We start from the raw sequence: 19,822 nt of genomic DNA on the forward strand, positions 1-19,822 counted from the left end.
AAACCCAATCAATCACTGTCAGAAAGTGCAGCTGAAAGTATAAGTGGAAACAGGGCAGTTGCATCCCCAACCACCGTTACAAGATTCGAACCCGCCTGTGCCTTGGCCCAAGATTTGGCCTCCTCGAGGGGGGCACCGCTGAGGCTTCCAGTTTCACTTCGATCCATGGTTATCTGGATCGCGGCGTCCACACCACCCCTGAGGAGGGTGGATGCCAGTGTGTAATGCTTTGGAAGTCCCCCTCCAAGTATAACAGCCCCTATCCTCTCATGACTGAACACAAGGTCAGAGAGGCTGTGCATATCCCTCACAGAATCTAGGCATGCCCTGTTGTCCTGTGTGTACATCCAGAGCTGGAGGCCAAGCATGCTGTCGATGATCCCCGGGGCATAGATGGGAACACCCCTCAGGTGGGCCGTTCTTATGATGGACATCTCATCCTTCAGATGACCCCCTATCTCGTCAATTAGTTCCTGAATTGAGATATGTGGTTTTGATTTGAATATTGATGAGAAAATATCCTGCATTCTGGCTTCAAAGACCTCAAAGTCCTCGGACCTTGTATATATGTCACCTATACGGCCTATCCCCTCCTCATGAAGCCTTTCATCATCGAACCCGTATTCCCTGTAATGGGCGCCTCCAAAGGCCTCAAGGAGGTCATGGGTAAGGTTAGCACCGCTTGTTATGAGTGCTGCTATAACCTTCTGATCTATGAGATCCCTTATGATCCTCCTCATCCCGCCGGGCACCAGTGGTCCTGCCACACTCATGAATACTCCCATTTCAGTGTCATCAATCATCTCACGGAGCAGTCCTGCTGCCCTGTGGACCCTGCCTGCTCCAAGGACCCCTGACCGCCCCATCTCCCTTATAAGGTCCCCTGCCTTCATGTCGGGTTTTATATTCATATGATTTACATTCAAAAGTAACACTTCCCGTTAGTGATAAATACGGTTAACTCATGCATGAGCACCAGAGAACTGCAGAATTGTTGCACATTAATTATATTCGGATCTCTAATTAAATATTCAGATCTCTGATATGATCCTGATTTTGCGGTATCTACTTAAAAATCAGGAAAAACTGAAGTCTCAATCGAGACCCGCTATACTGTCAAGGATATCTGTACGGGTTATTATACCTGAAAGTTTACCCTCACTGTCTGTAACGATCAGTCTCCCTATATTGTGTTTGTTCATGATTTCTATTGCATCAGATATCATCATTTCAGGTTTAACCGTTATTATATTCTTTGACATGATCTCTGAGACAGGGAGGTTCTCGGTACCCTCTGCTATGGATGCTGTTATGTCACTGAGGGTAACTATGCCCTTCACCTCATCGTCCTCCACTATCGGGGCCCCCTCGATTCCCAGTGACGATAGTTTAACCGCGGCATCCTTCACACTTATATCAGGGGGGAGTGTCACAAGTTCACGGGTTGCAACCTCCTCAACCGTCCTCTTGGGTATGCTCCTTATGGCGGTGGTGTCAAGGAGGATTATGTTATCCATATCATCCCTCCCCACTACAACCCCGTCAACAATGAGTTTGTTAACAGGTGTTGGGCCTATGCGCACTCTATCGCCCAGATCAAGTTTCCTTATGCTGCCAACCAGTTTTATTGCAGCCTCACACTCCCCCGGGTCAGGGATGCTTGTGAACTCTATCTTTGCAACCGAAAGGTCGTCGATTCTCTCACCGCCCCTGTAGATGGGGACGGCAGTTTCCCTACCACTTGATGATATGTTCAGCTGATGGTAGGCCTTTATGGTTGGCTTGTATCCCCCGCGAGGTCCGGGAACGCCCTTCACAAGTCCCAGGCTGCGAAGGGACTGCATCTGGTTTCTTATTGTGCCCGGATTGCGGTTCATTATGGCTGCTATCTCCTCACCCTTAATGGATTTGCCGTTTGAATTCCTGTAGAGGTTGATGAGTGTCTGGAGTATTTCCTTCTGAACAGAGGTAAGCATCTTAACACCTGATGATCTATTATGAATAATAATTATAATTATTTTTAATTAATATGTTTTTTCATGTTGTATCCATTGTAAATCTTAAAAACTGATCATCTGCTGATTTTCCTATCCCTCTTAAAGTATATGCAGTGTGAGGGGCTACCCCGGCCCCATGGGGTGCCTGCAGTAAAGCTTAATCTCTCCAAGATCCTCAAGGACAACCTCGCATCTGTAGACACATTCCGGACATTCTCCTGTGGTTGAAATTATTCTGAAACCTTCCGATGACTTCATATTTAACACTGCAAAAAATGATAAATCTCTTATTGAGGTTCCACCTTAAATATATTGGGGTGTTATTAATGGGGATCAATGTTTCAAGGGAATCCCTTGTATCAGCCGTATATGACGATCTTAAGGGGAAAGGGCTCGTAAGTCCTGAGGATATGGAGCTCTGCATACAGGACATAAATTACCATCTGGACTACCTGGAGGAGGCCATCAGAAATTCAAGTCCAGAACTCTTTGAGGACTATGTCCTCTGGGCCGATGTCCTTCTGAGGAACCTTGGGCTCCCTGAAGAGTGCCTCAGGGGTTCGCTTAAAAGTATAGAAAAGGTTATGCTGGAAATTTTAGATGATGAAACCGCTTCCCTTGCTTCCAGTTACATCTCAGGTTCCCTCAGGAAACTTGAAATGGAACATAAACCACCAAGCTACATCAGGGATCAGCCCCTGAGGGACCTTGCAGAGAAGTACCTTGAACTTGTTCTGAATACAGAGGCAAAAAAGGCCCGGGACCTCATAATCTCATCCCTGAACTCCGGTGTGAATGTTGAGGACATATACCTCCATGTTTTTGAGCCTGTCCAGCATGAAATCGGCAGGCTATGGCAGACCAGCCAGATATCGGTTGCCCATGAACACTATGCAATGTCAGTTACGCAGATGATAATGTCAGAACTCTACCCGTACATATACCAGGCATCAGAGCGGAAGAACCTCAGGCTTGTTGCTGCATGCGTTAACAATGAGCTGCATGAGATAGGAATAAGGATGGTCAGTGATTTCTTTGAAATCAATGGCTGGGATTCTGTTTACCTGGGGGCAAGCACACCGCCAGAGGATTTCAGGAAGATCGTGGACGAACTGAAGCCGGACCTTGTTGCTGTATCAGCCACCATGACCTTCAACGTTGGACATGTGAGAAGTCTCATGAAACTGCTTGGGGAACTGGATGATTCTCCCCCTGTAATGGTGGGCGGCTACCCATTCAATGTGGACACTGAACTCTGGAGGAAGGTCGGAGCCGATCTGCACGCCGCCAGTGCCTCCAGCGCCGTGAGGGTGGCTGAAGAATTCCTGAAAACAGAATAGAAGATTCTGTTTAGACTTTAAGCTATTGAAGGTTATAGAATGAATAATAATGGACCTGAAGGTGTTTTCCTTATCCTGAGGAAGGATGGATTCATTGAGAAGATAATAGACCATTGCTCCGACGTACCCCTGACCATGGAATCCTTCGTTGATCTCATGGACATGGGTAGCCAGGCAAAGGCCTCCCTTTTCATCCAGGAGATCAATGATAAAGGGGCCGCCTATAACTGGGAACTGAATTTAAAGAACCTTAAGACCTACCACTTTTCAGGTTTCATGGCTGATGAAAGGATCTACGCTGTTGGTGCGGCCAGAAAGGAGATATGATAAAAATCTACCGCCTTGTTGATACTGAGCTGCCTGAAACACCAGAAATGGGTCCATCTGCTGGTGGGGATGTAAAGGAAGAACTTTTTGATGAACTCACAAGGCTAAACAACCAGCTCTCTGCAGCCAGAAGAGAACTTCTAAAGAAGAACCTGGAACTTGAGAGAGCCCTCAAGGAGAAGGAGATGCTCCTCCGGGAGATAAATCACAGGGTCAAAAACAACCTCATGATAATCTCAAGCATCCTCAATATCCAGTCAAGGTATGTGAAGGATAGGGATGATCTCATGCTCTTCAGGGAGGCCCAGTCAAAGGCCAGGGCAATGGCCATGCTTCATGAGCGGCTTTACACCTCAGGTAAACACCAGAGGGTGGACTTCGGCGAATACCTGAGGGGACTTGTGAGGGACCTCTACCAGACATTCCTATCGGATCCAGGCCGCATAGCCCTTGAGACAGATAAGATGAAGCTGAACTCGATATAAACACGGTTGTCCCCCTGGCACTCATTGTAAATGAGCTCTTCACAAATGCAATCAAACACGCATTCCCTGAGGGAAAAAAGGTAGAATAAGGGTTTCATTTAAAAAAGAGGATGACAGTTACGTTATTACGGTGGAAGATGACGGTGTGGGTCTTCCAGAGAACTTTGACCTCCACAGCACATCCAGTATGGGTATGCAGCTTGTAAGAAGCCTTACTGACCAGATAAATGGTAACCTCAAAGTTGAATCAGAGGGTGGGACCCGTTTCTCAATTGAATTCCGGGACTGGAAGTAGCCCAGCAAACATTGCAATCGATACCCAGTTTATATATTTAGAGCCCCAATCATAAACAGGGATTTTTATGGTGGGAAGTGTTTATATACTGGCTGTTAGGGCATTCATTGAGGATGATAACGGAAGGGTTCTCATAATCAAAAGATCTGAAAATTCAAAGACCAACCCATCCACATGGGAGCTTCCCGGTGGAAAGGTGGGTACCGGCGAGTCCCTTGAGGAGGCCCTCAAAAGGGAGGTCAGGGAGGAAACAGACCTTGAAATCACCCCCGGTGAGGTTATGGGGGTTGTTGAACAGAAGTTCCCTATAATAAACGCTGTTCATATAATAATCAGGTGCAAAGCCTCGGGTAATGTGAAGCTGAGCCACGAACATGAGGGCTTTGCGTGGGTTGAACCGGCTGGTCTTTCGAAATACAGACTTGCAGACTGGCTCGCGGACTTTGTGAAGGATATAAAGGTAGAAAGAAAAAGTGAAGGGTCAGGTTTCAGAAATATTCTTGGATTCATAAGAAGGCACTGAATACTGATCCAGCAGGCTTCTTGAACATCTCCCTAATCAATTGAAACCTTCTTAACCTCTATGCTGCACTTTCCTCCTTCACAGTACTCAAATACGTATCCACATTTACTGCACTTTATGGCCCCAACTATCTCCTGGTCCTCAGGTATGCTTGCCTCTTTCAGTTTTTCCTTATTCTGGGGGTATTTAACCGTTGAGACGTCCTTATCCACTTCACCGCACTCAGGACATGGCTTTTTTAAATCTTCAACCCTCATGTTATCACTCGTTCGTATTCTATAGAACTATTATGAACCTTCCAACATATAAAGGTCACCATCCATATAGTCTTAGGGTGAGAAAAATGGAAGTCCTCGAAGCAATTAAAACAAGACGAAGCATAAGGAAATACACCAAGAGAGACGTGCCAGATGAAATGATCCATAAGATACTGGAGGCGGCCATGTGCGGACCATCAGCTGTTGACCAGAGACCCTGGCACTTCATAGTGGTGAAAAACAGGGATATGCTTGAGAAGATACCGGAGGTGCATCCCTACGGGGCAATGGTAAAGGATGCCCCCGTTGCAATTATAGTATGCTGTGACACCAGCCTTGAAAAATTCCCTGGATTCTGGGTGCAGGACTGCTCCATTGCTTCACAGAATATACTGCTTGCAGCCCACTCCCTTGGTCTTGGTGCGGTCTGGACAGGCGTATACCCCCTTGAAGACCGTGTTGAGGGTATAAGAAGGCTGTTCCAGATTCCAGACCACGTTATACCCTTCTCAGTTATACCCATAGGTTACCCTGCGGAGGATCCAGGGACAAGGGATCTGTTTGACCCTGAAAGGATACATATTGAAAAATGGTGAGAAGTCAATTAATTGATGCTCCTGGACATTAGATGTTAAAAGGTCAAGATCATCAGGATTACAGGTGAACACTATGAAGATAGTTCTGGGATTACCCAAGGGTAGTTTGAACAATGTTAACCGTGGAAACACCTACAGGCTCTTCAAGGACGCCGGTTATGAGGTTAAGGGCTACGAACCTGGACGTGAAGAAAACGAAATAGAGATCACCAACGATCCGGAGATAAAGGCTTACCTCACAAGGCCCCAGAGTGCCCCGGTGGAGCTCAACCGTGAAATGCTTGATATTGCAATAATCGGCGAGGACTGGGTGCGTGAGGAATCCATAAACAGTGGCGATGAATCCATAAAAAAGATAGGGGACCTTGATTACGGTCAGACAAGGCTTATAGTTGCACTTCCCAGAGATGAACCCTACATCTCCCTGGAGGACTTCTTCCTGAAAAATGCTGATAGGAAAACCCCCATACTATGTTTCACAGAGTATCCCAACCTCACAAGGGACTTTTTCATGAAGAATCCCGGCTACAGGAAACTCTTCGGTGACTCAAGACCCGTGGTGCAGATAAGGGGCCTCAGGGATGGCGACAATGAGATGGTCCAGATAATAAACTCTGATGGCGCAACCGAGGTTTACATCGCCAAGGGTGCAGACCTGATAGTGGACAACACCCAGACAGGGAGCAGTCTTAGAAAGGCTGGACTCAAGATAATTGACACCATAATGGAATCAAGCGCAGGGCTCTATGCGGGACCATCATGCACCGGTGAAAAACTTGAAAAGGCTGAGATGATATTCAAACAGCTCTACGGTGCCACCAAGGCCAGGAACTACTTTGATGTTAAGTTCAACATAGCAAACCACAGGGCAGAGGATGTGGTTGAGTTCCTCATGAAGATGGAGTACTGCTCAGATGAGCCAACCGTTGTTGCAGGCCGGGAATTTTCACAGATCAACGTCCTCATAGATAAAAGGAGATTCCCTGAAATGCTTGAAGAGATAAAGGGCTTCGGAGCATCAGCAATAGTACGGGAAAACGTGAAACAGTATATAAGATAGGATTCAGAGCATCAGAATAGTACATGAAAACATAAAACAGTACACGATATGGGTTATCTGATTTTCTTTTTCAGATATACAAATTAAAAAGGTTTGAGAGGTTTACTCTGAAACCTTCTCCTTTTTCAGGATGCTGTTAAGTGATCGAAGCAGAGCAAGATCATTCTTTGAATCTATACTTGCAGTCTTATTTTTGCCTCCGCAGTATGGACATGTATCTTTTCCATCAATCCACTGCTCACCGCAGATCAAACACTTCTGTTTTATCTCAGGAACCAAATTATCACCATTAAAGAATTATAGGAAAAGATTCGGGGCTTAATATGTAGAACCTCATCTTATATAAATCTTCCTGAAAAATTACTTAAAGGGCCACGAATAGAGGTTTATAAAGGTGATAGTTTGCGATTAAAGGGAATTATACTGTTCATGACAGCCCTTGTCCTTTTTTCAGTGAATATCAGTGGTGCTGCGGCAGTTGATATATTCCTCACCTCAGACTGCATAACAGGCAACTGCTCCTCTGACATTGAAAACCTCAACCTCATCAAGAGCTGCATTGAAAACGAAAGCGAACACAATGTTACAGTGGACCCCAAAGCCCCGAAACCTGGTGAGGGTTGCCGTGCAATAAACTGCACTCCTCAGGGAGGAGTAGCGGTTTACCTTGCAGCCTCCTGCCCGGGGGCAATGAGGGAAGTCGCTAAACTTGCAGCAACCACATCCAAGGGTGTTATATTTGTAAACACCGGGAGACTCAACCTCAAAAATACCTACATGCTTAGGAGGGCATGGGACGATAACTTCTCCACAAAGTACTTTGCAGGTATAAGGTATCCCTACAGTTTCCTCACCTCCGCAGGTGTCAGGATCATACAACCAAACATTGACTGTCCAGGTGCCTCCTGGGAGGAGAAGTGCCGGTTCATAGCATCGGAGATCATGAGAATTCTGAATCAAAGCCCAGGGATGATTCAGAAGAATGGAAGATTCTACAACAGCAAACTCATAGCCTACCACAGCATTGACCCTGCAGTGATGGCCCGTGTGGCTGATGGAATACACACTGACCTGAAAAACGGCAGAAAACTCAAAAGGACCTACAATGGTTACAGACCAGAGACATTCCTTCTCATGGTAACAGACTACATGAACGGGCCCATAAGATACCTGAAGGTAAGGGGACCCTCAAATCCCGGTGTTAAGAGCACATTCCATGGTTACCTCTCAAGGACCCAATACCGGAAACTTGCAGCCGATGTCAACAGATACATGAGAAGGTACCTGAGGGCACCAAACTATATACGATTTGAAAATGGGATAATAGGCTACAGGGACCTCCTCAGAATGTACTCAGGGATTACAAGGACCCATACATCCAGTGAAAAAATGCAGCTACCATCATCCGTGAAAATCTAATTTTTTGAGTGGCTCCCTAGTGAAGGTAACACCAAACCTCAATTTTTTCTTAAACCTTTCCAACCGGCGCCATGTAAATGGCGAATTCATCCACACCATCAACCCCCAGCACCTCATCAAGGTACTCCTGGTCATAGGCTGCAACCGCACAGGTACCGGCACCTATAGCCTCACAGGCAAGGTAGAGGTTCTGACAGACATGACCTGCGTCAATGAGTATCACCCTGTGGGCTGCAAGACCATACCTCCACTCCATCCTGTATGGTACCGTGGTCCAGATGAATGTCACAGCGGATTCTCCGGTGAAGCGCTGATTGAAGGACGCCTCCACTACCCTCTGGGAGAGGTTATCATCAAGGTACTCCACCAGCAACCGGTGCACCGATGGTATATACCTGTAGAGGCCCACCTCTAGGCCCTCCACATTGAAAACCGCAAGGTAGGTTTCAAAGGTGTGCCTGCAGCCGGCTGAGGGGACTGTGCGGAAGGCGCTCTGCCCTGCAACCATCCTTATCCCCTGGGTGGCCCAGAGAAGAAAAGAGAGTTCCTCAAGTTTCAGGGGCCTGTCAGTGTAACTCCTGCGGCTCTTACGGTTTCTTATGCAGCTCACAATATTCACATCCACCATTTCGGCCCAGTCAAGTACCGGGAGGTCAATCATTTCAGCATCCTCTGGCCATGGCTTCTCAAATGGTGGTGCAGCCACCCCCATGCTCTGGGGTGTTTTTGAAAAATCTATCCTCTTCCTTACACTGTCCTTCAGGAAGTAACGGTTTCTTTCAATCTCATTCATCAGAATCTCCCCATTCATATCTTCACAAGGATCTCATTCCTCCGCAGGAAACCAGGGACTGCAGGATGGTTGTACTGGGCAACTATGAATCCTGATCTGGGTTTTATGGAATTTTTTCTGAGCCATTCCCTGAATTCACCGGTTTTTTCCTCCACCATTCTCTCATTTACCCTTCCTGAAAATTTATAGGCCGCAAACCTCTGATTCTTCTCAGCCCTGAACCTTATACGTTTGTCACTGGGCTCTGGAAGTGTTTCAAGTGTGTATGATGATGGCATAGTAAACGATATCCTGTAGACTCCCCCATCATCCAGTTTCTCCTCTGTCACGGGTGCTGCCATTGGTATCTTCTCCCCCAGTTTGACTCCAGTTACTGGGGATGTCATTGGAATCTCCTCCCTGCGCCTGTTATTCCCGAATATGTAGTCTGCAAGGATGGAAAATCCCCTCAGCATCGCATCCCTGAAGTTCCCCTCAACATCCACCTGCGCCAGTATGTAGCCTGGATAGCGCCTTATCTCAAAGTCACCGTCCTCCAGTTCAACCTCATAGTCTGGACTCTCAGTCAAAAAAACAACCCCCTTACAACCTTATATATCAGACCATATATATCTAGGTTACATGATGTGGATAGTCGAAGCTTACTGTGACCTCTGCAGGGCTAAGAGAACCCTTGAGGTTGAAGGTAAAACACCACCCTATCACATTGGAGATCGAATAGAGGAGTGTCCCTGTGGCGGTAAATATGTGGTGGAAGAGATAATAGAGGTCTGACCATGAAGATGGAGGAGTTTTTGAAGGAGTGCCCTGTCTGCGGCTGCAGGGACAAGGTTGTTAAGAGAAGATTCATGGATGAGCACAAGTCAAGGACGTCCATGAAGGAAATCGTCTGTGAAAGGTGTGGCCATGTCTTTGAAACCGCTGATTAGGTGATGGAATGGCATTCCATGTTATGATCATCCCCTCAATGAACTGTCCCTCCGACTGCAGCTACTGCTGGGGCGTTGACCGGGACTCCAAGGTGATGGACACTGAAACAGTGAGGGAAATGGTTTCGTGGCTGAGGGATTTCAGAAGAGAACCAGCCACCTTCACCTTCCATGGGGGAGAACCTCTCCTTGCAGGCTACGAATTTTACAGGAAAACCCTGCAGCTGATATCCACTGAACTCGATTTTCTAAAGCCCGCATTTGCCATCCAGACAAACCTGTGGCTCATGACCGACGAACTCGCGGAGCTCTTTGCAGAGTACAGCATACCCATCGGCTCAAGCCTTGATGGTCCGCGGGAGATAAATGATCACCAGAGGGGTGATGGTTACTTCGATAAAACCATGAAGGGGTATGAGATAGCCAGGAGGCACGGTCTGAAGGTGAGCTTCATAAGCACATTCACCTCCTACTCCATAAGGAGAAAGGAGGATATATTCGAGTTCTTCCTTGAAAATAAGATGAACATGAAGCTCCACCCGGCCCTCCCCTCCCTCAAGAGCCCTGACCCTGAGGAGTGGGCCATAACCGCAGAGGAGTACGGGGATCTCCTCCTCTACCTCCTTGAGAGGTACCTTGAGCACTTCGGTGAAATCGAGATACAGAACATTGACCACTTTGCAAAGAGCGCGTTCCTCCGGAGGGGTGTTGTGTGCACACACGCGGACTGTGTGGGTAATACCTTTGCAGTTGACCCCTACGGGGACATATACCCCTGTTATCGCTTCGTGGGCATGAAGGATTACACAATGGGTAACGTATCTGATAGGCCCAGCATGGAGGATCTCAATGAAAGTGATGCCCTCAGGTCCCTCTATGAGTGGAGAAAAATGGTTGATGATGAATGCGGTGACTGTGAATTCTACAGATACTGCCTTGGTGGCTGCCCATACAATTCCATAACAGTGGAGAATGGAGTGCGGAGGATAGATGGTGTGGACCATCAGTGCCAGGCCTACAGGATGATCTTCACTGAGATCAACAGGAGGGCCAACAGGGAGTTTCTTGAATCTGGAATCCTCGGAGGGCAGAAGAAGGAATCAAAACCAGGCGTGCTGGATATAATGATGAAATAGTTGTAAAACCATGAGACATTCACTAAAGACAGGTTTCAGTTTTGGTCTTACATCGGCCATAATAACCACCCTTGGCCTTATGGTGGGACTCCATTCAGGTACCCATTCCAGGCTTGCGGTTATTGGAGGTGTGCTCACAATAGCAATAGCAGACGCCTTTTCTGATGCCATGGGTATACACATCGCCGAGGAGTCCGAGAACAGGCACAGCGAAGTTGAGGTGTGGGAGTCCACCATTGCAACCTTCATGAGCAAATTCGTCTTTGCCATCACATTCCTCTTACCTGTTCTTTTGCTGGATCTGACAGTTGCAATTGCAGTGTCAGTCATCTGGGGCCTTCTACTTCTGGGTATCCTTAGTGTACATATTGCAGGGTCACAGAATGCTCCCCTCTGGAGGGTTCTTGGTGAGCATCTCATGGTGGCAATCCTGATTATAGTGATAACACACTACACAGGTGACTGGATAGCCTCAACATTTGGCTAAACCCACTTTAAAAAGACCCATATACCACTACAATCTCAAAATTTGGGAAAAAAGAGTATCAGGACCCTATTGAGTTCATGATCTCCTTACAGGATACACTGCATGCCAGGTCAAGTGCCCCTGCTATGCATGAGTCATCACCCTCGGAAACCCAGGAACTCCAGAGTTTCATTGCCTCCATTTCAGGGTCATCAGGGACAGGACCCATTACAGGTTCAAGCATCATTGCACGTATCTCATAGACCGTGTGGAGGTACCTGCTGGATCCCGGGGATGTGTGTGGACCGCAGATGCCATCAGAGATATAGTGGCTTGCAACACCATAGCAGTAGCTGGCATAACTGTAGTTACCTGAATCATAGCTGATCTTACCCTGATTTAGCCAGAACCTGGCCTTTTCAAGGTTATATGGGTATACATGATATTCAAAATCAAAGAAAACCGTGTCAGGGTCGTCTGCACCATTCTTCATCTCATCAAGACTCAGACGGTTTTGAACATCAGAGGGCATTGCATGGTAGACCCCCTCTGCAATATCATGGTGATTCTTTACAGACCAGGCCGATGTCCCCTGAATCTGTGATGCCACAAGAATCAGGACCGCAGCTATAAAAATAGACCTCATCTTAACCTCACAGTGATCAGAGAATTTTTATAGAAATAATTAGGTTCTCCCCATATAAACCTTTTGTGAGATAGCGTGTGAATTAATAAAAAAATTTATGATGAAGGTTAACTTTTTATGATGAACACCCCTGTTAATAAAAAATTTACAGTACCCTCTTGAGTTTCATGGTACCGTTGCAGGCGTAAACCTCTGCGGGTATTGAAAATGTCTCAACACAGGTTTTCACAGAATCTGCGATTGGGTAGGGTGCAACTATCCAGAACCTGATGCCATCGGTGTATGCAAATCTTCTCCATTTCCTTATATCACTATTATCGGTGCTTATCTCAACAACAATTTCATCGGAGCCATTAAGGGCATGGACATCAGGCAGGAACCCCTTCAGCATACGTGGTCTGAGTTTCTTTTTACCGTTATTCACCTTTAAATCGTATCCATGATCTCTGAGGTGTTCAACAACGGTTTTTAACGTTATGAAATATTTCTCATCATTTTTACTGTAATTTAAAGGTCTTTTAATCATTTCAGGCCCCTTAACTCTTTTTTTATTATGATTCCAGAAATTTATTTTTCTGAACATTGTATATGATATTGTCCAATATAGTATAAATACTTATACCTCATGGAGATTGCACTGCAAAAAATATATATATTGCTGGAATATAGTAGATATTGGTGATTATGATGAGCGTTCTTGATGATGAAACTCTGAAGATGAGGTACATTGAACTTGTCAGGAAGGGTATACTGGAGAGTGATGAATGTGCTTCATATGCCAGTAAGGATGAGTTGAAGCCCTGTATGAAGCAGAAGGTTGCGGAATTCGATGATTTCTTTGTGCCGGGTACTGTACTTATAAGTGAGAGGGCATCCTACAGGCTCAGGGTTGGATACCCCATGGAATAGACATTTCCACTGTATTGATAACCACTTCAAAAACCTCCTTTTTTGTAAAACTGCGCCGGTTGATACCAAAACCTAAACCAACTCCTTTTTTGTAAACCTTTAACCTCCATTAGATTATAACAAGTTTACCTGCATCTGTAATGGAGTATCTATCAAACATCTGGGACTGCTCCACAAGTCCCATCTCCATCAGACCTGATAGGTGCTTGTAGACCATAGCCCTTGAAATGCCGACCTTCCTTGCAATTAAAACCGCGTTGAGGCTTTCCTCCTCAAGGGCCTCCAGTATCCTGAGCCTGGTATCAGATATATCAAGTTTCAGTGGGGGAAGACGCACAGCAGAATCCCCAAAACACGTGTAGATACCAGCCACCCCCTCACGGTGGGCCAGAAATGAGAGTAAACCTCCAAGTTCACTTCCATCAAAGGCAACATAGACCTCCCCATGCTTTTTAGCACCCCTTATGACCTCTGCTATCTTTCTGGCGGCCTCAATGGGGTTTCTCCCCTCAACCCGAATAATGCCTCCCTTTATGAATTTCTCGAGACATGTGTCATTGAAGTCCTCTGTCTGTACCGATATGAGCCCATCTATCTGGGCCTTCACAGCCACATCAAAGAGGCACCTTCCCCGCAGGTTACTCACAAGTGTCCTCATACCATCACCATTTACAGATCTCAGTATAGTAGATAATAATCTCATTATAATATATAATTGTATATTCCTGATTTCCAGAAATGGGAATCCTTAAATTATGCACTGTGGAAAATGTTCATAAAAGCATATTAAACAACAGGGGATGTTAGATGACTGTTCAGGAGATGAAAATCGCAGGTGATGATCTCTCAACAAGGGACATCAACAGGAAGATAAAGGAAGGGCTGAAGGATAACATAAGAAAATTCAGCATAGAGAGCAACGCTGAACTTGACTCCATTGTTGTGGGGATAAGGGAGGAGGCAGAATTCATCCTCAATGGAAGGTTCGGTGACTTCGTTGGGGCCCTCAACCACGGACCCAGGATAGAGATTCATGGAAAAACCGGGAGATACGTTGGCAACAACATGACCGCGGGGGAAATAATCGTATACGGAGATGCAGACGATGGTGTGGGTTTTGGAACCTACAACGGAACAATAGTCGTCCATGGAGACGCAGGTGACGGAATCGGTCAGCTCAACAAGGGTGGTGTAATCATAATCGATGGAGACATAGGTGACCTTGCAGGGCTCTACATGCTTAGCGGAGACCTCATAATAACCGGTGACAGCGGTAGGGACATAGGTGACTGGATAATCGGCGGCAACATATACGTTGGTGGAGACTTTGAAACCGGGACCAATGCAAAGGTCCTGGAACCTGAAAGGGACGACCTGGACAAGCTATCATCACTCTTCAGCAGATACTCAATAGAAGCCTCTCCAGAGGAATTCAAAAAAATACAGCGCAAGGAGATACGTCCATTCTACGGTTAGGTGGTTTAAATGGTGCAGATACTCTTAACAGAACCTGAAAAATGTGATGGGTGTAACAAGTGTATGGAGGCCTGTGAGGAGGTCCTCGGAAAAAGTGCCATATTCCTCAACAAGATGGACACAGGATACCATGCAATCGTATGCCAGCAGTGTGTTGATCCTTCATGTGCAAGGGGCTGCTTCAGGGACGCCATCCAGAGGGAAAATGGTGCAGTGAAGATCGAACAGGAGTCATGTGTGGGCTGCAAGCTCTGCATGCTCATGTGCCCAATAGGTGCCATAACCTACACAGAGGACGGGATGGTTAAGTGTGACCAGCAGTGTATGGAAAACCCCGGGGATACACCTGCATGTGTGGCTGCCTGTGAACAGGGGTGCCTGGAGGCACTTGACGTTATGGAGTATGTGAACGACATTCAGAGGGGCTTTGAAATCAAAAAACCAAGTGCAAGCTCAATAACACCCTCCTCACCATCATCAGACCTTGCAGCAGCAACACAGGGGCTCTGTGTATTCTGCGGTACCTGCGAAATCGTCTGTCCCACAGACGCCATAGAGATTGTTGAGGACCATGCCGAGATAGATAAGACCAAGTGTATCATGTGTGGGTCATGTCTTGCAGCATGTCCTGTTCTCCTGCCAACCGGTGCAGGAAGCATATGGGACCCCAGGACAATCGCAGATATCAGGTACACATCCAAGGCAGGTAAATATGTCCTCAGGGGATTCGGTACAGAGAGGAGGCTGCCAAACTTTGATGATATAATAATACTCCCTGCCCAGGCATCAATTCCCCCGGTTGACAAGTACAGGGAGCCCTGCAACACCAGCGTGGTGCTGGGTGACAGGTTCGCAGAGGAGCCACTGGTCCTCCAGACACCTGTACTCATCGCGGGTATGTCCTTCGGTGCCCTCAGCAAGGAGAGCAAACTGGCCATGGCCAAGGGCACATCCCTCGTGGGATCCTGCGCCAACACAGGTGAAGGAGGAATGCTACCCGAGGAAAGGGAACTTGCAGATAACCTCATGGTCCAGTACTCCAGCGGCCGCTTCGGTGTATCCTCAGATTACCTCAACGTGGCAGATGCAATAGAGGTCAAGATAGGTCAGGGCGCAAAGCCTGGAATGGGTGGGCACCTCCTGGCAGAGAAGGTGAGCCCTGAGGTTGCAAAGATCCGTGGAATACCCGAAGGAACAGACGCCCTCAGCCCTGCCCGTTTCCTTGACGCCACAAGGGAGGGTGACCTTGCAAAGCACATAGAACTCCTCAGGGAGGTCACCGACTGGAGGGTGCCGATCGTTGTCAAACTTGGACCTGGAAGGGTCTACGAGGACGTCCAGATCGCCGCCGAGGCCGGTGCAGATGTGATATCAGTTGATGGAATGGAGGGGGGAACCGGTGCTGCACCTGAGGTTGTTATAGAGCATACCGGTGTTCCAACCCTTGCAGCCCTTGTGCAGGCAGTTAACGGCCTCAATGACATCGGACTCAAGGATGAGGTTGACCTCATCATAACCGGTGGTATCAGGAGCGGGGCCGACGTTGCCAAGGCCATGGCAATGGGTGCAGATGCTGTCTACATCGGTACAGGTGCAATGATCGCCATGGGATGCCGTGCCTGCCGCATGTGCTACACCGGTAAGTGCCCTGTTGGTGTGGCAACACAGGACCCTGTCCTCAGGGAAAGGATGGACGTGGACCTTGCAGCCAGAAGGGTTGCCAATTACATAAAGTCCATGACCGAGGAGGCCAAGATGCTGGCACAGCTTGCAGGCCACGACGACATAAGGAAATTCAGCCCTGATGACCTGCGTGCACTGGACACCAATACAGCGGAGATCACTGGACTTAAACTCATAAACCAGTGAGATTCGCTGAAACCTTTCTCCTTTTCAAAATCCCCATCTTTTTCACAATCCCTAAACCACAAAATTCAAGGACCCCCTCTTTTCCCTTGATTATTTTTTCACAATCCCAACCACAAAATTCCAGGAAACTTTCTTTCCGTGAAATTGATAAAGGATTTATCGGTTGAACACTGAATATTTCACATGGACAAAAAAAGCAGAAACATAATACTGGTACTGCTCTTTGCCGGAGTATTCATGGGGGCGCTGGATATAGGAATAATCGGTCCGGCGCTTCCTGCAATCGAGAAGTCATTCCATGTGGACCCCCGCCTTGCATCATGGATGTTTGCATCATACATACTCTTCTTCATGGTGGGAACACCTGTCATGGCAAAGCTCTCAGACAGGTACGGTCGGAGAAACATTTACATCCTTGACATAACCCTCTTTGCTGCGGGATCCGCCATAACAGCACTATCACCATCATATCCCCTTCTCATCCTCGGAAGATCCCTTCAGGGATTCGGTGCCGGGGGCATCTTCCCCGTTGCAAGTGCATTCATAGGGGACACGTTCCCCCCTGAAAGCCGCGGCAGGGCGCTGGGTATCATTGGATCGGTATTCGGTTTCTCATCAATAGCAGGTCCCGTGCTTGCAGGTTTCATACTCCCCTACGGGTGGGAGTGGCTTTTCCTCATCAACATCCCAATAGCAGCCATCATTGTTATAGCAGGGTTCTTCATACTCCCCGTCACGGTTAAAGATGATGAGGGTGGTTTTGATGTCCTGGGGACCATCATACTTGCCGTCCTTGTCACATCACTGGCCATTGGCATAAACCAGCTTGATACAGCAGATATCCCCGGGAGCATCACAAGACCAATCGTTTCACTTCCCCTTCTAATCGCCATAGCACTTCTACCCCTCCTCTGGCGCGTTGAGAACAGTGCCCGGGACCCCATAATACAGGTGGACCTACTGAGGGAAAGGGAGGTCAGGATTGCAACTGCAATATCCGCAGGTAATGGCCTGTCACAGTCGGCCATAGTCTTCATACCAAGTTATGCCCTCCTTGCCCTTTCACTATCAGAATCAATGGCCAGTTTCAGTTTACTTCCATTTGTGATGACAATGGCCCTTGGGGCACCTGTTATTGGTTTCCTGCTTGACAGGGTTGGGTCAAGGACCGTGATGGTCTCAGGTAGCCTCATACTTATAACAGGGTGCCTGATGATGGCCCTTCTATCATCCACCCTGGGACTCTTCATACTGGCCGAGGTTCTCATGGCCCTTGGCCTCATAACAGTTATAGGGGCCCCATTGAGGTACATAATGCTTTCTGAGGCTCCCCCTGAACACAGGGCCTCAGGGCAGGCCCTCCTGAATATACTTTCAAGTGCCGGCCAGCTGGTGGGGGGTGCCATGATCGGGGGTGTTGTGGCATCCATTGGAGGAACCGGTGGTTACAGGTACTCATTCCTCCTCCTTGTGTTTGTCGCCATAACGATCTTCCTCCTCTCAACACGCCTCAAGAGAAGGGAAGAACAGATTGCTACCATGAAAAGGAACCTTTAGTTTTTTTAAAACCATATACACGTGATTAGTTCTACTAAAAGAATTAAAAGTTTAGTTATTCCGATGTGAGATACTGGTAGGTGAGTGCTGCAAGAACCGCCCCCACTATGGGGCCTATGACGTAGATGGGGTAGTAGTTCCAGAGGTTAGTGCCTGCGAAGATCATGTCATTGAGGTAGGGGCCGAAGGTACGTGCCGGGTTCAGTGAGCTTCCACTTATGTTACCTATTGTTGTGATTATACCTGCAACCGTGAGACCAATTATAATCCCTGCGAATCCCTTTGGGGCCCTCTCATCAACGGCAATACCCATGATTGTGATCATAAGCAGGAATGTACCAACCACCTCTGCAAGCATTGCCTGCCAGTAGCTGATCCCCGGGAATGGCGCTGTTGCCCCCAGCCCGCCAACGGTGGCCGCTCCTATACCGGCGCACTGGAGGAATATGAAGCTCCCAAATGCGGCTCCAAGGAGCTGTGCCATGATGTAGGGTACGACTTCACGGCCAGGGAACTTCTTAACAGACCAGAGCCCTATGGTAACTGCAGGGTTTATGTGGCAGCCCGAGATGTTTCCCAGGGCATATATGCTGGCGGCTATTGCAAAACCAAAGGCAAGGCCTATTGCAACCCAGTCCCCGAGGCCCCCAAGGAGACCTATTCCAATATTGAAGGGGTTGGGGGATGTGCCGCCCGATGCTATCATGAGTGTCACCGCGGCTGACCCTGCACCAAAGAACACCAGGAAAAATGTTCCTATAAACTCGGCGATGCACCTTTTTGTAAGGGATACCATGCTAGTCCTCCTTCATAACGTTGTAGCAGTAGGGGCAGAGTATCCTGGGCAGAGTGCCCCCAACCTTCTCTGCCGGGAAGGGGTAGCCACCACTCCATACCTCTGTTTCCTCTCGTATTGCGTGTTCTGTGCAGAGGCCCATGCCGCAGACAATGCATATGGCCACAGCATCGGTGTCCTTTCCCTGCTCTGCACATACATAGCATTTCATATCATCACCTGAAAAAGAAGTACTTTGAGGCTTATACAGCCTCTCTCCACTGGCAGTGGTTGTGCCTGAAGTCCACAAGTGCTGCCGCTGCACAGTTCTTACAGGTCCTTGCAGGTGATGCTGCGCTCTCCTTATGGAGTGCGATTATGTTGGTCATGAGGGTTGCTGTTACAGGTTCGCTTGTGAGGAGGCATGGGTAATCTGCGAGTCTCATGAGGGCTGAGAACCTCACGGTTATTGCGCAGGCAGGGTATGTGTAGCGCTGCGGGTTCATTATAACCTCGTTTTCATGTATCGGTGAGAGGTCAACCTTATGTCCAGCGACCATTGGCTCAAGGGGACCCTCTGCTCCGTTGAGCATCCTCCTTGCCTCATCCAGGTGGGTCCATCCACGGTATATCATGTCCATGAAGTCACTGTTGTGGAGCTCTGCTGCAGCCCCCCTTGTGGGGTATAACTGAACATAGTTGTGGAACCTCTTGGTGAGGAGGTCAACAACACCGATTGCATTGAATCCGTCGAGTTCAAGTATGTATTCAACTGCACATGCAGATGAACCTGTTGCAAGGCTCAGCACATCATATTCGCTCTTAAAGGAGCTGACCGCACTGTTAAGTGTGCTTTCCATAACCCCTGTTGTTGCCTCGATTATGGCCATCACCACATCATCCTTGCACATGTTGTAGGTGGACTGGGCTATGTGGTGTGATATGTCACCGACGCAGTACGCCGGCA

General features: G+C 47.7%; 29 protein-coding genes. 16 read left to right on the forward strand and 13 right to left on the reverse strand.

Annotation, left to right across the window (positions count from 1 at the left end):
- Nucleotides 1-8 precede the first annotated feature (8 nt).
- The 3 genes from QFX39_RS08735 to QFX39_RS08745 all read right to left on the reverse strand — a co-directional run bounded on the left by QFX39_RS08735 (nt 9) and on the right by QFX39_RS08745 (nt 2,255).
- Nucleotides 9-926 (reverse strand): deoxyhypusine synthase, encoded by a 918-nt coding sequence (locus tag QFX39_RS08735; RefSeq protein WP_300479615.1) that lies wholly within the window; start codon nt 924-926, stop codon nt 9-11.
- A gap of 168 nt (nt 927-1,094) precedes the next feature.
- On the reverse strand, nt 1,095-1,976 hold the full coding sequence (locus tag QFX39_RS08740; protein ID WP_300479618.1) for a CBS domain-containing protein: 882 nt from the start codon (nt 1,974-1,976) through the stop codon (nt 1,095-1,097).
- A gap of 144 nt (nt 1,977-2,120) precedes the next feature.
- Nucleotides 2,121-2,255 (reverse strand): hypothetical protein, encoded by a 135-nt coding sequence (locus QFX39_RS08745; protein ID WP_300479620.1) that lies wholly within the window; start codon nt 2,253-2,255, stop codon nt 2,121-2,123.
- 68 nt (nt 2,256-2,323) lie between these two features.
- Between QFX39_RS08745 and QFX39_RS08750 the strand changes: the two genes are divergently transcribed.
- From QFX39_RS08750 to QFX39_RS08770, 5 genes are all read left to right on the forward strand, one after another.
- Entirely contained in the window at nt 2,324-3,337 is a 1,014-nt protein-coding gene (locus QFX39_RS08750; RefSeq protein WP_300479623.1) for a B12-binding domain-containing protein, read from the forward strand.
- Nucleotides 3,338-3,376: 39 nt separating this feature from the next.
- The gene (locus QFX39_RS08755) at nt 3,377-3,664 is read left to right on the forward strand and encodes a hypothetical protein (protein WP_300479626.1); all 288 of its coding nucleotides are present in this window, start codon (nt 3,377-3,379) and stop codon (nt 3,662-3,664) included.
- Nucleotides 3,661-4,149 carry a histidine kinase dimerization/phosphoacceptor domain -containing protein gene (locus QFX39_RS08760; RefSeq protein WP_300479628.1) on the forward strand — a complete coding sequence of 163 codons (489 nt, stop codon included), beginning with the start codon at nt 3,661-3,663 and terminating at the stop codon, nt 4,147-4,149. The genes QFX39_RS08755 and QFX39_RS08760 overlap by 4 nt, the downstream gene beginning before the upstream one ends.
- 130 nt (nt 4,150-4,279) lie before the next feature.
- Nucleotides 4,280-4,444, forward strand: a complete 165-nt coding sequence (locus QFX39_RS08765) for a hypothetical protein (protein ID WP_300479630.1) — start codon at nt 4,280-4,282, stop codon at nt 4,442-4,444.
- Nucleotides 4,445-4,511: 67 nt separating this feature from the next.
- On the forward strand, nt 4,512-4,967 hold the full coding sequence (locus QFX39_RS08770) for an NUDIX domain-containing protein (RefSeq protein WP_300479632.1): 456 nt from the start codon (nt 4,512-4,514) through the stop codon (nt 4,965-4,967).
- Nucleotides 4,968-4,999: 32 nt separating this feature from the next.
- Here QFX39_RS08770 and QFX39_RS08775 read toward each other — a convergent pair whose 3' ends face one another.
- Complete coding sequence (locus QFX39_RS08775; RefSeq protein WP_300479635.1) at nt 5,000-5,224, reverse strand: TIGR04165 family Cys-rich peptide; 225 nt, start codon at nt 5,222-5,224, stop codon at nt 5,000-5,002.
- A gap of 86 nt (nt 5,225-5,310) precedes the next feature.
- On the opposite strand from QFX39_RS08775, the gene QFX39_RS08780 reads away from it, so the two are divergent.
- Both QFX39_RS08780 and QFX39_RS08785 read left to right on the forward strand, forming a co-directional pair.
- The gene (locus QFX39_RS08780) at nt 5,311-5,820 is read left to right on the forward strand and encodes a nitroreductase family protein (protein WP_300479638.1); all 510 of its coding nucleotides are present in this window, start codon (nt 5,311-5,313) and stop codon (nt 5,818-5,820) included.
- A gap of 73 nt (nt 5,821-5,893) precedes the next feature.
- A complete protein-coding gene (locus QFX39_RS08785) occupies nt 5,894-6,880 on the forward strand; it encodes an ATP phosphoribosyltransferase (protein WP_300479640.1) in 987 nt (328 codons plus the stop codon).
- 102 nt (nt 6,881-6,982) lie between these two features.
- On the opposite strand, the gene QFX39_RS08790 is transcribed toward QFX39_RS08785, so the two are convergent.
- Nucleotides 6,983-7,159 carry a hypothetical protein gene (locus tag QFX39_RS08790; RefSeq protein ID WP_300479643.1) on the reverse strand — a complete coding sequence of 59 codons (177 nt, stop codon included), beginning with the start codon at nt 7,157-7,159 and terminating at the stop codon, nt 6,983-6,985.
- Nucleotides 7,160-7,282: 123 nt separating this feature from the next.
- Here QFX39_RS08790 and QFX39_RS08795 point away from each other — a divergent pair, with 123 nt between their 5' ends.
- The gene (locus tag QFX39_RS08795; protein ID WP_300479646.1) at nt 7,283-8,299 is read left to right on the forward strand and encodes a pseudomurein-binding repeat-containing protein; all 1,017 of its coding nucleotides are present in this window, start codon (nt 7,283-7,285) and stop codon (nt 8,297-8,299) included.
- Nucleotides 8,300-8,348: 49 nt separating this feature from the next.
- Here QFX39_RS08795 and QFX39_RS08800 read toward each other — a convergent pair whose 3' ends face one another.
- Both QFX39_RS08800 and QFX39_RS08805 read right to left on the reverse strand, forming a co-directional pair.
- A complete protein-coding gene (locus tag QFX39_RS08800; protein WP_300479649.1) occupies nt 8,349-9,092 on the reverse strand; it encodes a SagB/ThcOx family dehydrogenase in 744 nt (247 codons plus the stop codon).
- A gap of 14 nt (nt 9,093-9,106) precedes the next feature.
- Entirely contained in the window at nt 9,107-9,661 is a 555-nt protein-coding gene (locus QFX39_RS08805; RefSeq protein WP_300479651.1) for a heme-binding protein, read from the reverse strand.
- Between the two features lie 55 nt (nt 9,662-9,716).
- Here QFX39_RS08805 and QFX39_RS08810 point away from each other — a divergent pair, with 55 nt between their 5' ends.
- From QFX39_RS08810 to QFX39_RS08825, 4 genes are read left to right on the forward strand one after another with little or no spacing between them, the layout of a single operon-like run.
- A complete protein-coding gene (locus tag QFX39_RS08810) occupies nt 9,717-9,866 on the forward strand; it encodes a hypothetical protein (RefSeq protein ID WP_300479653.1) in 150 nt (49 codons plus the stop codon).
- Nucleotides 9,867-9,868: 2 nt separating this feature from the next.
- Complete coding sequence (locus QFX39_RS08815) at nt 9,869-10,021, forward strand: TIGR04165 family Cys-rich peptide (RefSeq protein WP_300479655.1); 153 nt, start codon at nt 9,869-9,871, stop codon at nt 10,019-10,021.
- An 8-nt stretch (nt 10,022-10,029) separates the two neighbouring features.
- Entirely contained in the window at nt 10,030-11,157 is a 1,128-nt protein-coding gene (locus QFX39_RS08820) for a TIGR04083 family peptide-modifying radical SAM enzyme (protein WP_300479657.1), read from the forward strand.
- 10 nt (nt 11,158-11,167) lie between these two features.
- Complete coding sequence (locus tag QFX39_RS08825) at nt 11,168-11,644, forward strand: hypothetical protein (protein ID WP_300479659.1); 477 nt, start codon at nt 11,168-11,170, stop codon at nt 11,642-11,644.
- A gap of 58 nt (nt 11,645-11,702) precedes the next feature.
- On the opposite strand, the gene QFX39_RS08830 is transcribed toward QFX39_RS08825, so the two are convergent.
- Both QFX39_RS08830 and QFX39_RS08835 read right to left on the reverse strand, forming a co-directional pair.
- Complete coding sequence (locus tag QFX39_RS08830) at nt 11,703-12,269, reverse strand: zinc dependent phospholipase C family protein (protein ID WP_300479662.1); 567 nt, start codon at nt 12,267-12,269, stop codon at nt 11,703-11,705.
- 145 nt (nt 12,270-12,414) lie between these two features.
- Nucleotides 12,415-12,795 (reverse strand): hypothetical protein, encoded by a 381-nt coding sequence (locus QFX39_RS08835; RefSeq protein WP_300479664.1) that lies wholly within the window; start codon nt 12,793-12,795, stop codon nt 12,415-12,417.
- A gap of 161 nt (nt 12,796-12,956) precedes the next feature.
- Here QFX39_RS08835 and QFX39_RS08840 point away from each other — a divergent pair, with 161 nt between their 5' ends.
- Nucleotides 12,957-13,178, forward strand: a complete 222-nt coding sequence (locus tag QFX39_RS08840; protein WP_147671043.1) for a hypothetical protein — start codon at nt 12,957-12,959, stop codon at nt 13,176-13,178.
- Nucleotides 13,179-13,287: 109 nt separating this feature from the next.
- On the opposite strand, the gene QFX39_RS08845 is transcribed toward QFX39_RS08840, so the two are convergent.
- Nucleotides 13,288-13,836: an ArsR family transcriptional regulator gene (locus QFX39_RS08845; RefSeq protein ID WP_300479669.1), complete on the reverse strand. Its 549-nt coding sequence runs from the start codon at nt 13,834-13,836 to the stop codon at nt 13,288-13,290.
- Between the two features lie 149 nt (nt 13,837-13,985).
- On the opposite strand from QFX39_RS08845, the gene QFX39_RS08850 reads away from it, so the two are divergent.
- The 3 genes from QFX39_RS08850 (at nt 13,986) to QFX39_RS08860 (ending at nt 18,080) form a co-directional block, all read left to right on the forward strand.
- Nucleotides 13,986-14,654 (forward strand): GXGXG domain-containing protein, encoded by a 669-nt coding sequence (locus QFX39_RS08850; RefSeq protein ID WP_300479672.1) that lies wholly within the window; start codon nt 13,986-13,988, stop codon nt 14,652-14,654.
- Nucleotides 14,655-14,663: 9 nt separating this feature from the next.
- On the forward strand, nt 14,664-16,523 hold the full coding sequence (locus tag QFX39_RS08855; protein WP_300479674.1) for a glutamate synthase-related protein: 1,860 nt from the start codon (nt 14,664-14,666) through the stop codon (nt 16,521-16,523).
- A 183-nt stretch (nt 16,524-16,706) separates the two neighbouring features.
- Nucleotides 16,707-18,080, forward strand: coding sequence for an MFS transporter (locus QFX39_RS08860; protein WP_300479677.1), 1,374 nt, complete (start codon nt 16,707-16,709; stop codon nt 18,078-18,080).
- Between the two features lie 55 nt (nt 18,081-18,135).
- Here the strand turns inward: QFX39_RS08860 and aqpM are convergent, their stop codons facing one another.
- The 3 genes from aqpM to QFX39_RS08875 form a co-directional block, all read right to left on the reverse strand.
- Complete coding sequence (gene aqpM, locus QFX39_RS08865; RefSeq protein WP_300479680.1) at nt 18,136-18,876, reverse strand: aquaporin AqpM; 741 nt, start codon at nt 18,874-18,876, stop codon at nt 18,136-18,138.
- 1 nt (nt 18,877) lies between these two features.
- Nucleotides 18,878-19,087 carry a DUF2180 family protein gene (locus QFX39_RS08870; protein ID WP_300479682.1) on the reverse strand — a complete coding sequence of 70 codons (210 nt, stop codon included), beginning with the start codon at nt 19,085-19,087 and terminating at the stop codon, nt 18,878-18,880.
- Between the two features lie 31 nt (nt 19,088-19,118).
- Nucleotides 19,119-19,822: DUF2193 family protein (locus QFX39_RS08875; protein ID WP_300479684.1), on the reverse strand; the 704-nt coding region annotated here is incomplete at its 5' end.

This window comes from Methanothermobacter sp. (genome assembly GCF_030055425.1).
Taxonomy (GTDB): domain Archaea; phylum Methanobacteriota; class Methanobacteria; order Methanobacteriales; family Methanothermobacteraceae; genus Methanothermobacter.

What these genes read in the sequence shown, in the direction of transcription:
- QFX39_RS08740 (WP_300479618.1), bottom strand. Translation starts at nt 1,976, where the DNA reads ATGCTTACCTCTGTTCAGAAGGAAATACTCCAGACACTCATCAACCTC.
- QFX39_RS08745 (WP_300479620.1), bottom strand. Translation starts at nt 2,255, where the DNA reads ATGAAGTCATCGGAAGGTTTCAGAATAATTTCAACCACAGGAGAATGT.
- QFX39_RS08750 (WP_300479623.1), top strand. Translation starts at nt 2,324, where the DNA reads ATGGGGATCAATGTTTCAAGGGAATCCCTTGTATCAGCCGTATATGAC.
- QFX39_RS08755 (WP_300479626.1), top strand. Translation starts at nt 3,377, where the DNA reads ATGAATAATAATGGACCTGAAGGTGTTTTCCTTATCCTGAGGAAGGAT.
- QFX39_RS08760 (WP_300479628.1), top strand. Translation starts at nt 3,661, where the DNA reads ATGATAAAAATCTACCGCCTTGTTGATACTGAGCTGCCTGAAACACCA.
- QFX39_RS08770 (WP_300479632.1), top strand. Translation starts at nt 4,512, where the DNA reads ATGGTGGGAAGTGTTTATATACTGGCTGTTAGGGCATTCATTGAGGAT.
- QFX39_RS08775 (WP_300479635.1), bottom strand. Translation starts at nt 5,224, where the DNA reads ATGAGGGTTGAAGATTTAAAAAAGCCATGTCCTGAGTGCGGTGAAGTG.
- QFX39_RS08780 (WP_300479638.1), top strand. Translation starts at nt 5,311, where the DNA reads ATGGAAGTCCTCGAAGCAATTAAAACAAGACGAAGCATAAGGAAATAC.
- QFX39_RS08785 (WP_300479640.1), top strand. Translation starts at nt 5,894, where the DNA reads ATGAAGATAGTTCTGGGATTACCCAAGGGTAGTTTGAACAATGTTAAC.
- QFX39_RS08800 (WP_300479649.1), bottom strand. Translation starts at nt 9,092, where the DNA reads ATGAATGAGATTGAAAGAAACCGTTACTTCCTGAAGGACAGTGTAAGG.
- QFX39_RS08810 (WP_300479653.1), top strand. Translation starts at nt 9,717, where the DNA reads ATGTGGATAGTCGAAGCTTACTGTGACCTCTGCAGGGCTAAGAGAACC.
- QFX39_RS08815 (WP_300479655.1), top strand. Translation starts at nt 9,869, where the DNA reads ATGAAGATGGAGGAGTTTTTGAAGGAGTGCCCTGTCTGCGGCTGCAGG.
- QFX39_RS08820 (WP_300479657.1), top strand. Translation starts at nt 10,030, where the DNA reads ATGGCATTCCATGTTATGATCATCCCCTCAATGAACTGTCCCTCCGAC.
- QFX39_RS08825 (WP_300479659.1), top strand. Translation starts at nt 11,168, where the DNA reads ATGAGACATTCACTAAAGACAGGTTTCAGTTTTGGTCTTACATCGGCC.
- QFX39_RS08830 (WP_300479662.1), bottom strand. Translation starts at nt 12,269, where the DNA reads ATGAGGTCTATTTTTATAGCTGCGGTCCTGATTCTTGTGGCATCACAG.
- QFX39_RS08835 (WP_300479664.1), bottom strand. Translation starts at nt 12,795, where the DNA reads ATGATTAAAAGACCTTTAAATTACAGTAAAAATGATGAGAAATATTTC.
- QFX39_RS08840 (WP_147671043.1), top strand. Translation starts at nt 12,957, where the DNA reads ATGAGCGTTCTTGATGATGAAACTCTGAAGATGAGGTACATTGAACTT.
- QFX39_RS08845 (WP_300479669.1), bottom strand. Translation starts at nt 13,836, where the DNA reads ATGAGGACACTTGTGAGTAACCTGCGGGGAAGGTGCCTCTTTGATGTG.
- QFX39_RS08850 (WP_300479672.1), top strand. Translation starts at nt 13,986, where the DNA reads ATGACTGTTCAGGAGATGAAAATCGCAGGTGATGATCTCTCAACAAGG.
- QFX39_RS08855 (WP_300479674.1), top strand. Translation starts at nt 14,664, where the DNA reads ATGGTGCAGATACTCTTAACAGAACCTGAAAAATGTGATGGGTGTAAC.
- QFX39_RS08860 (WP_300479677.1), top strand. Translation starts at nt 16,707, where the DNA reads ATGGACAAAAAAAGCAGAAACATAATACTGGTACTGCTCTTTGCCGGA.
- aqpM (WP_300479680.1), bottom strand. Translation starts at nt 18,876, where the DNA reads ATGGTATCCCTTACAAAAAGGTGCATCGCCGAGTTTATAGGAACATTT.
- QFX39_RS08870 (WP_300479682.1), bottom strand. Translation starts at nt 19,087, where the DNA reads ATGAAATGCTATGTATGTGCAGAGCAGGGAAAGGACACCGATGCTGTG.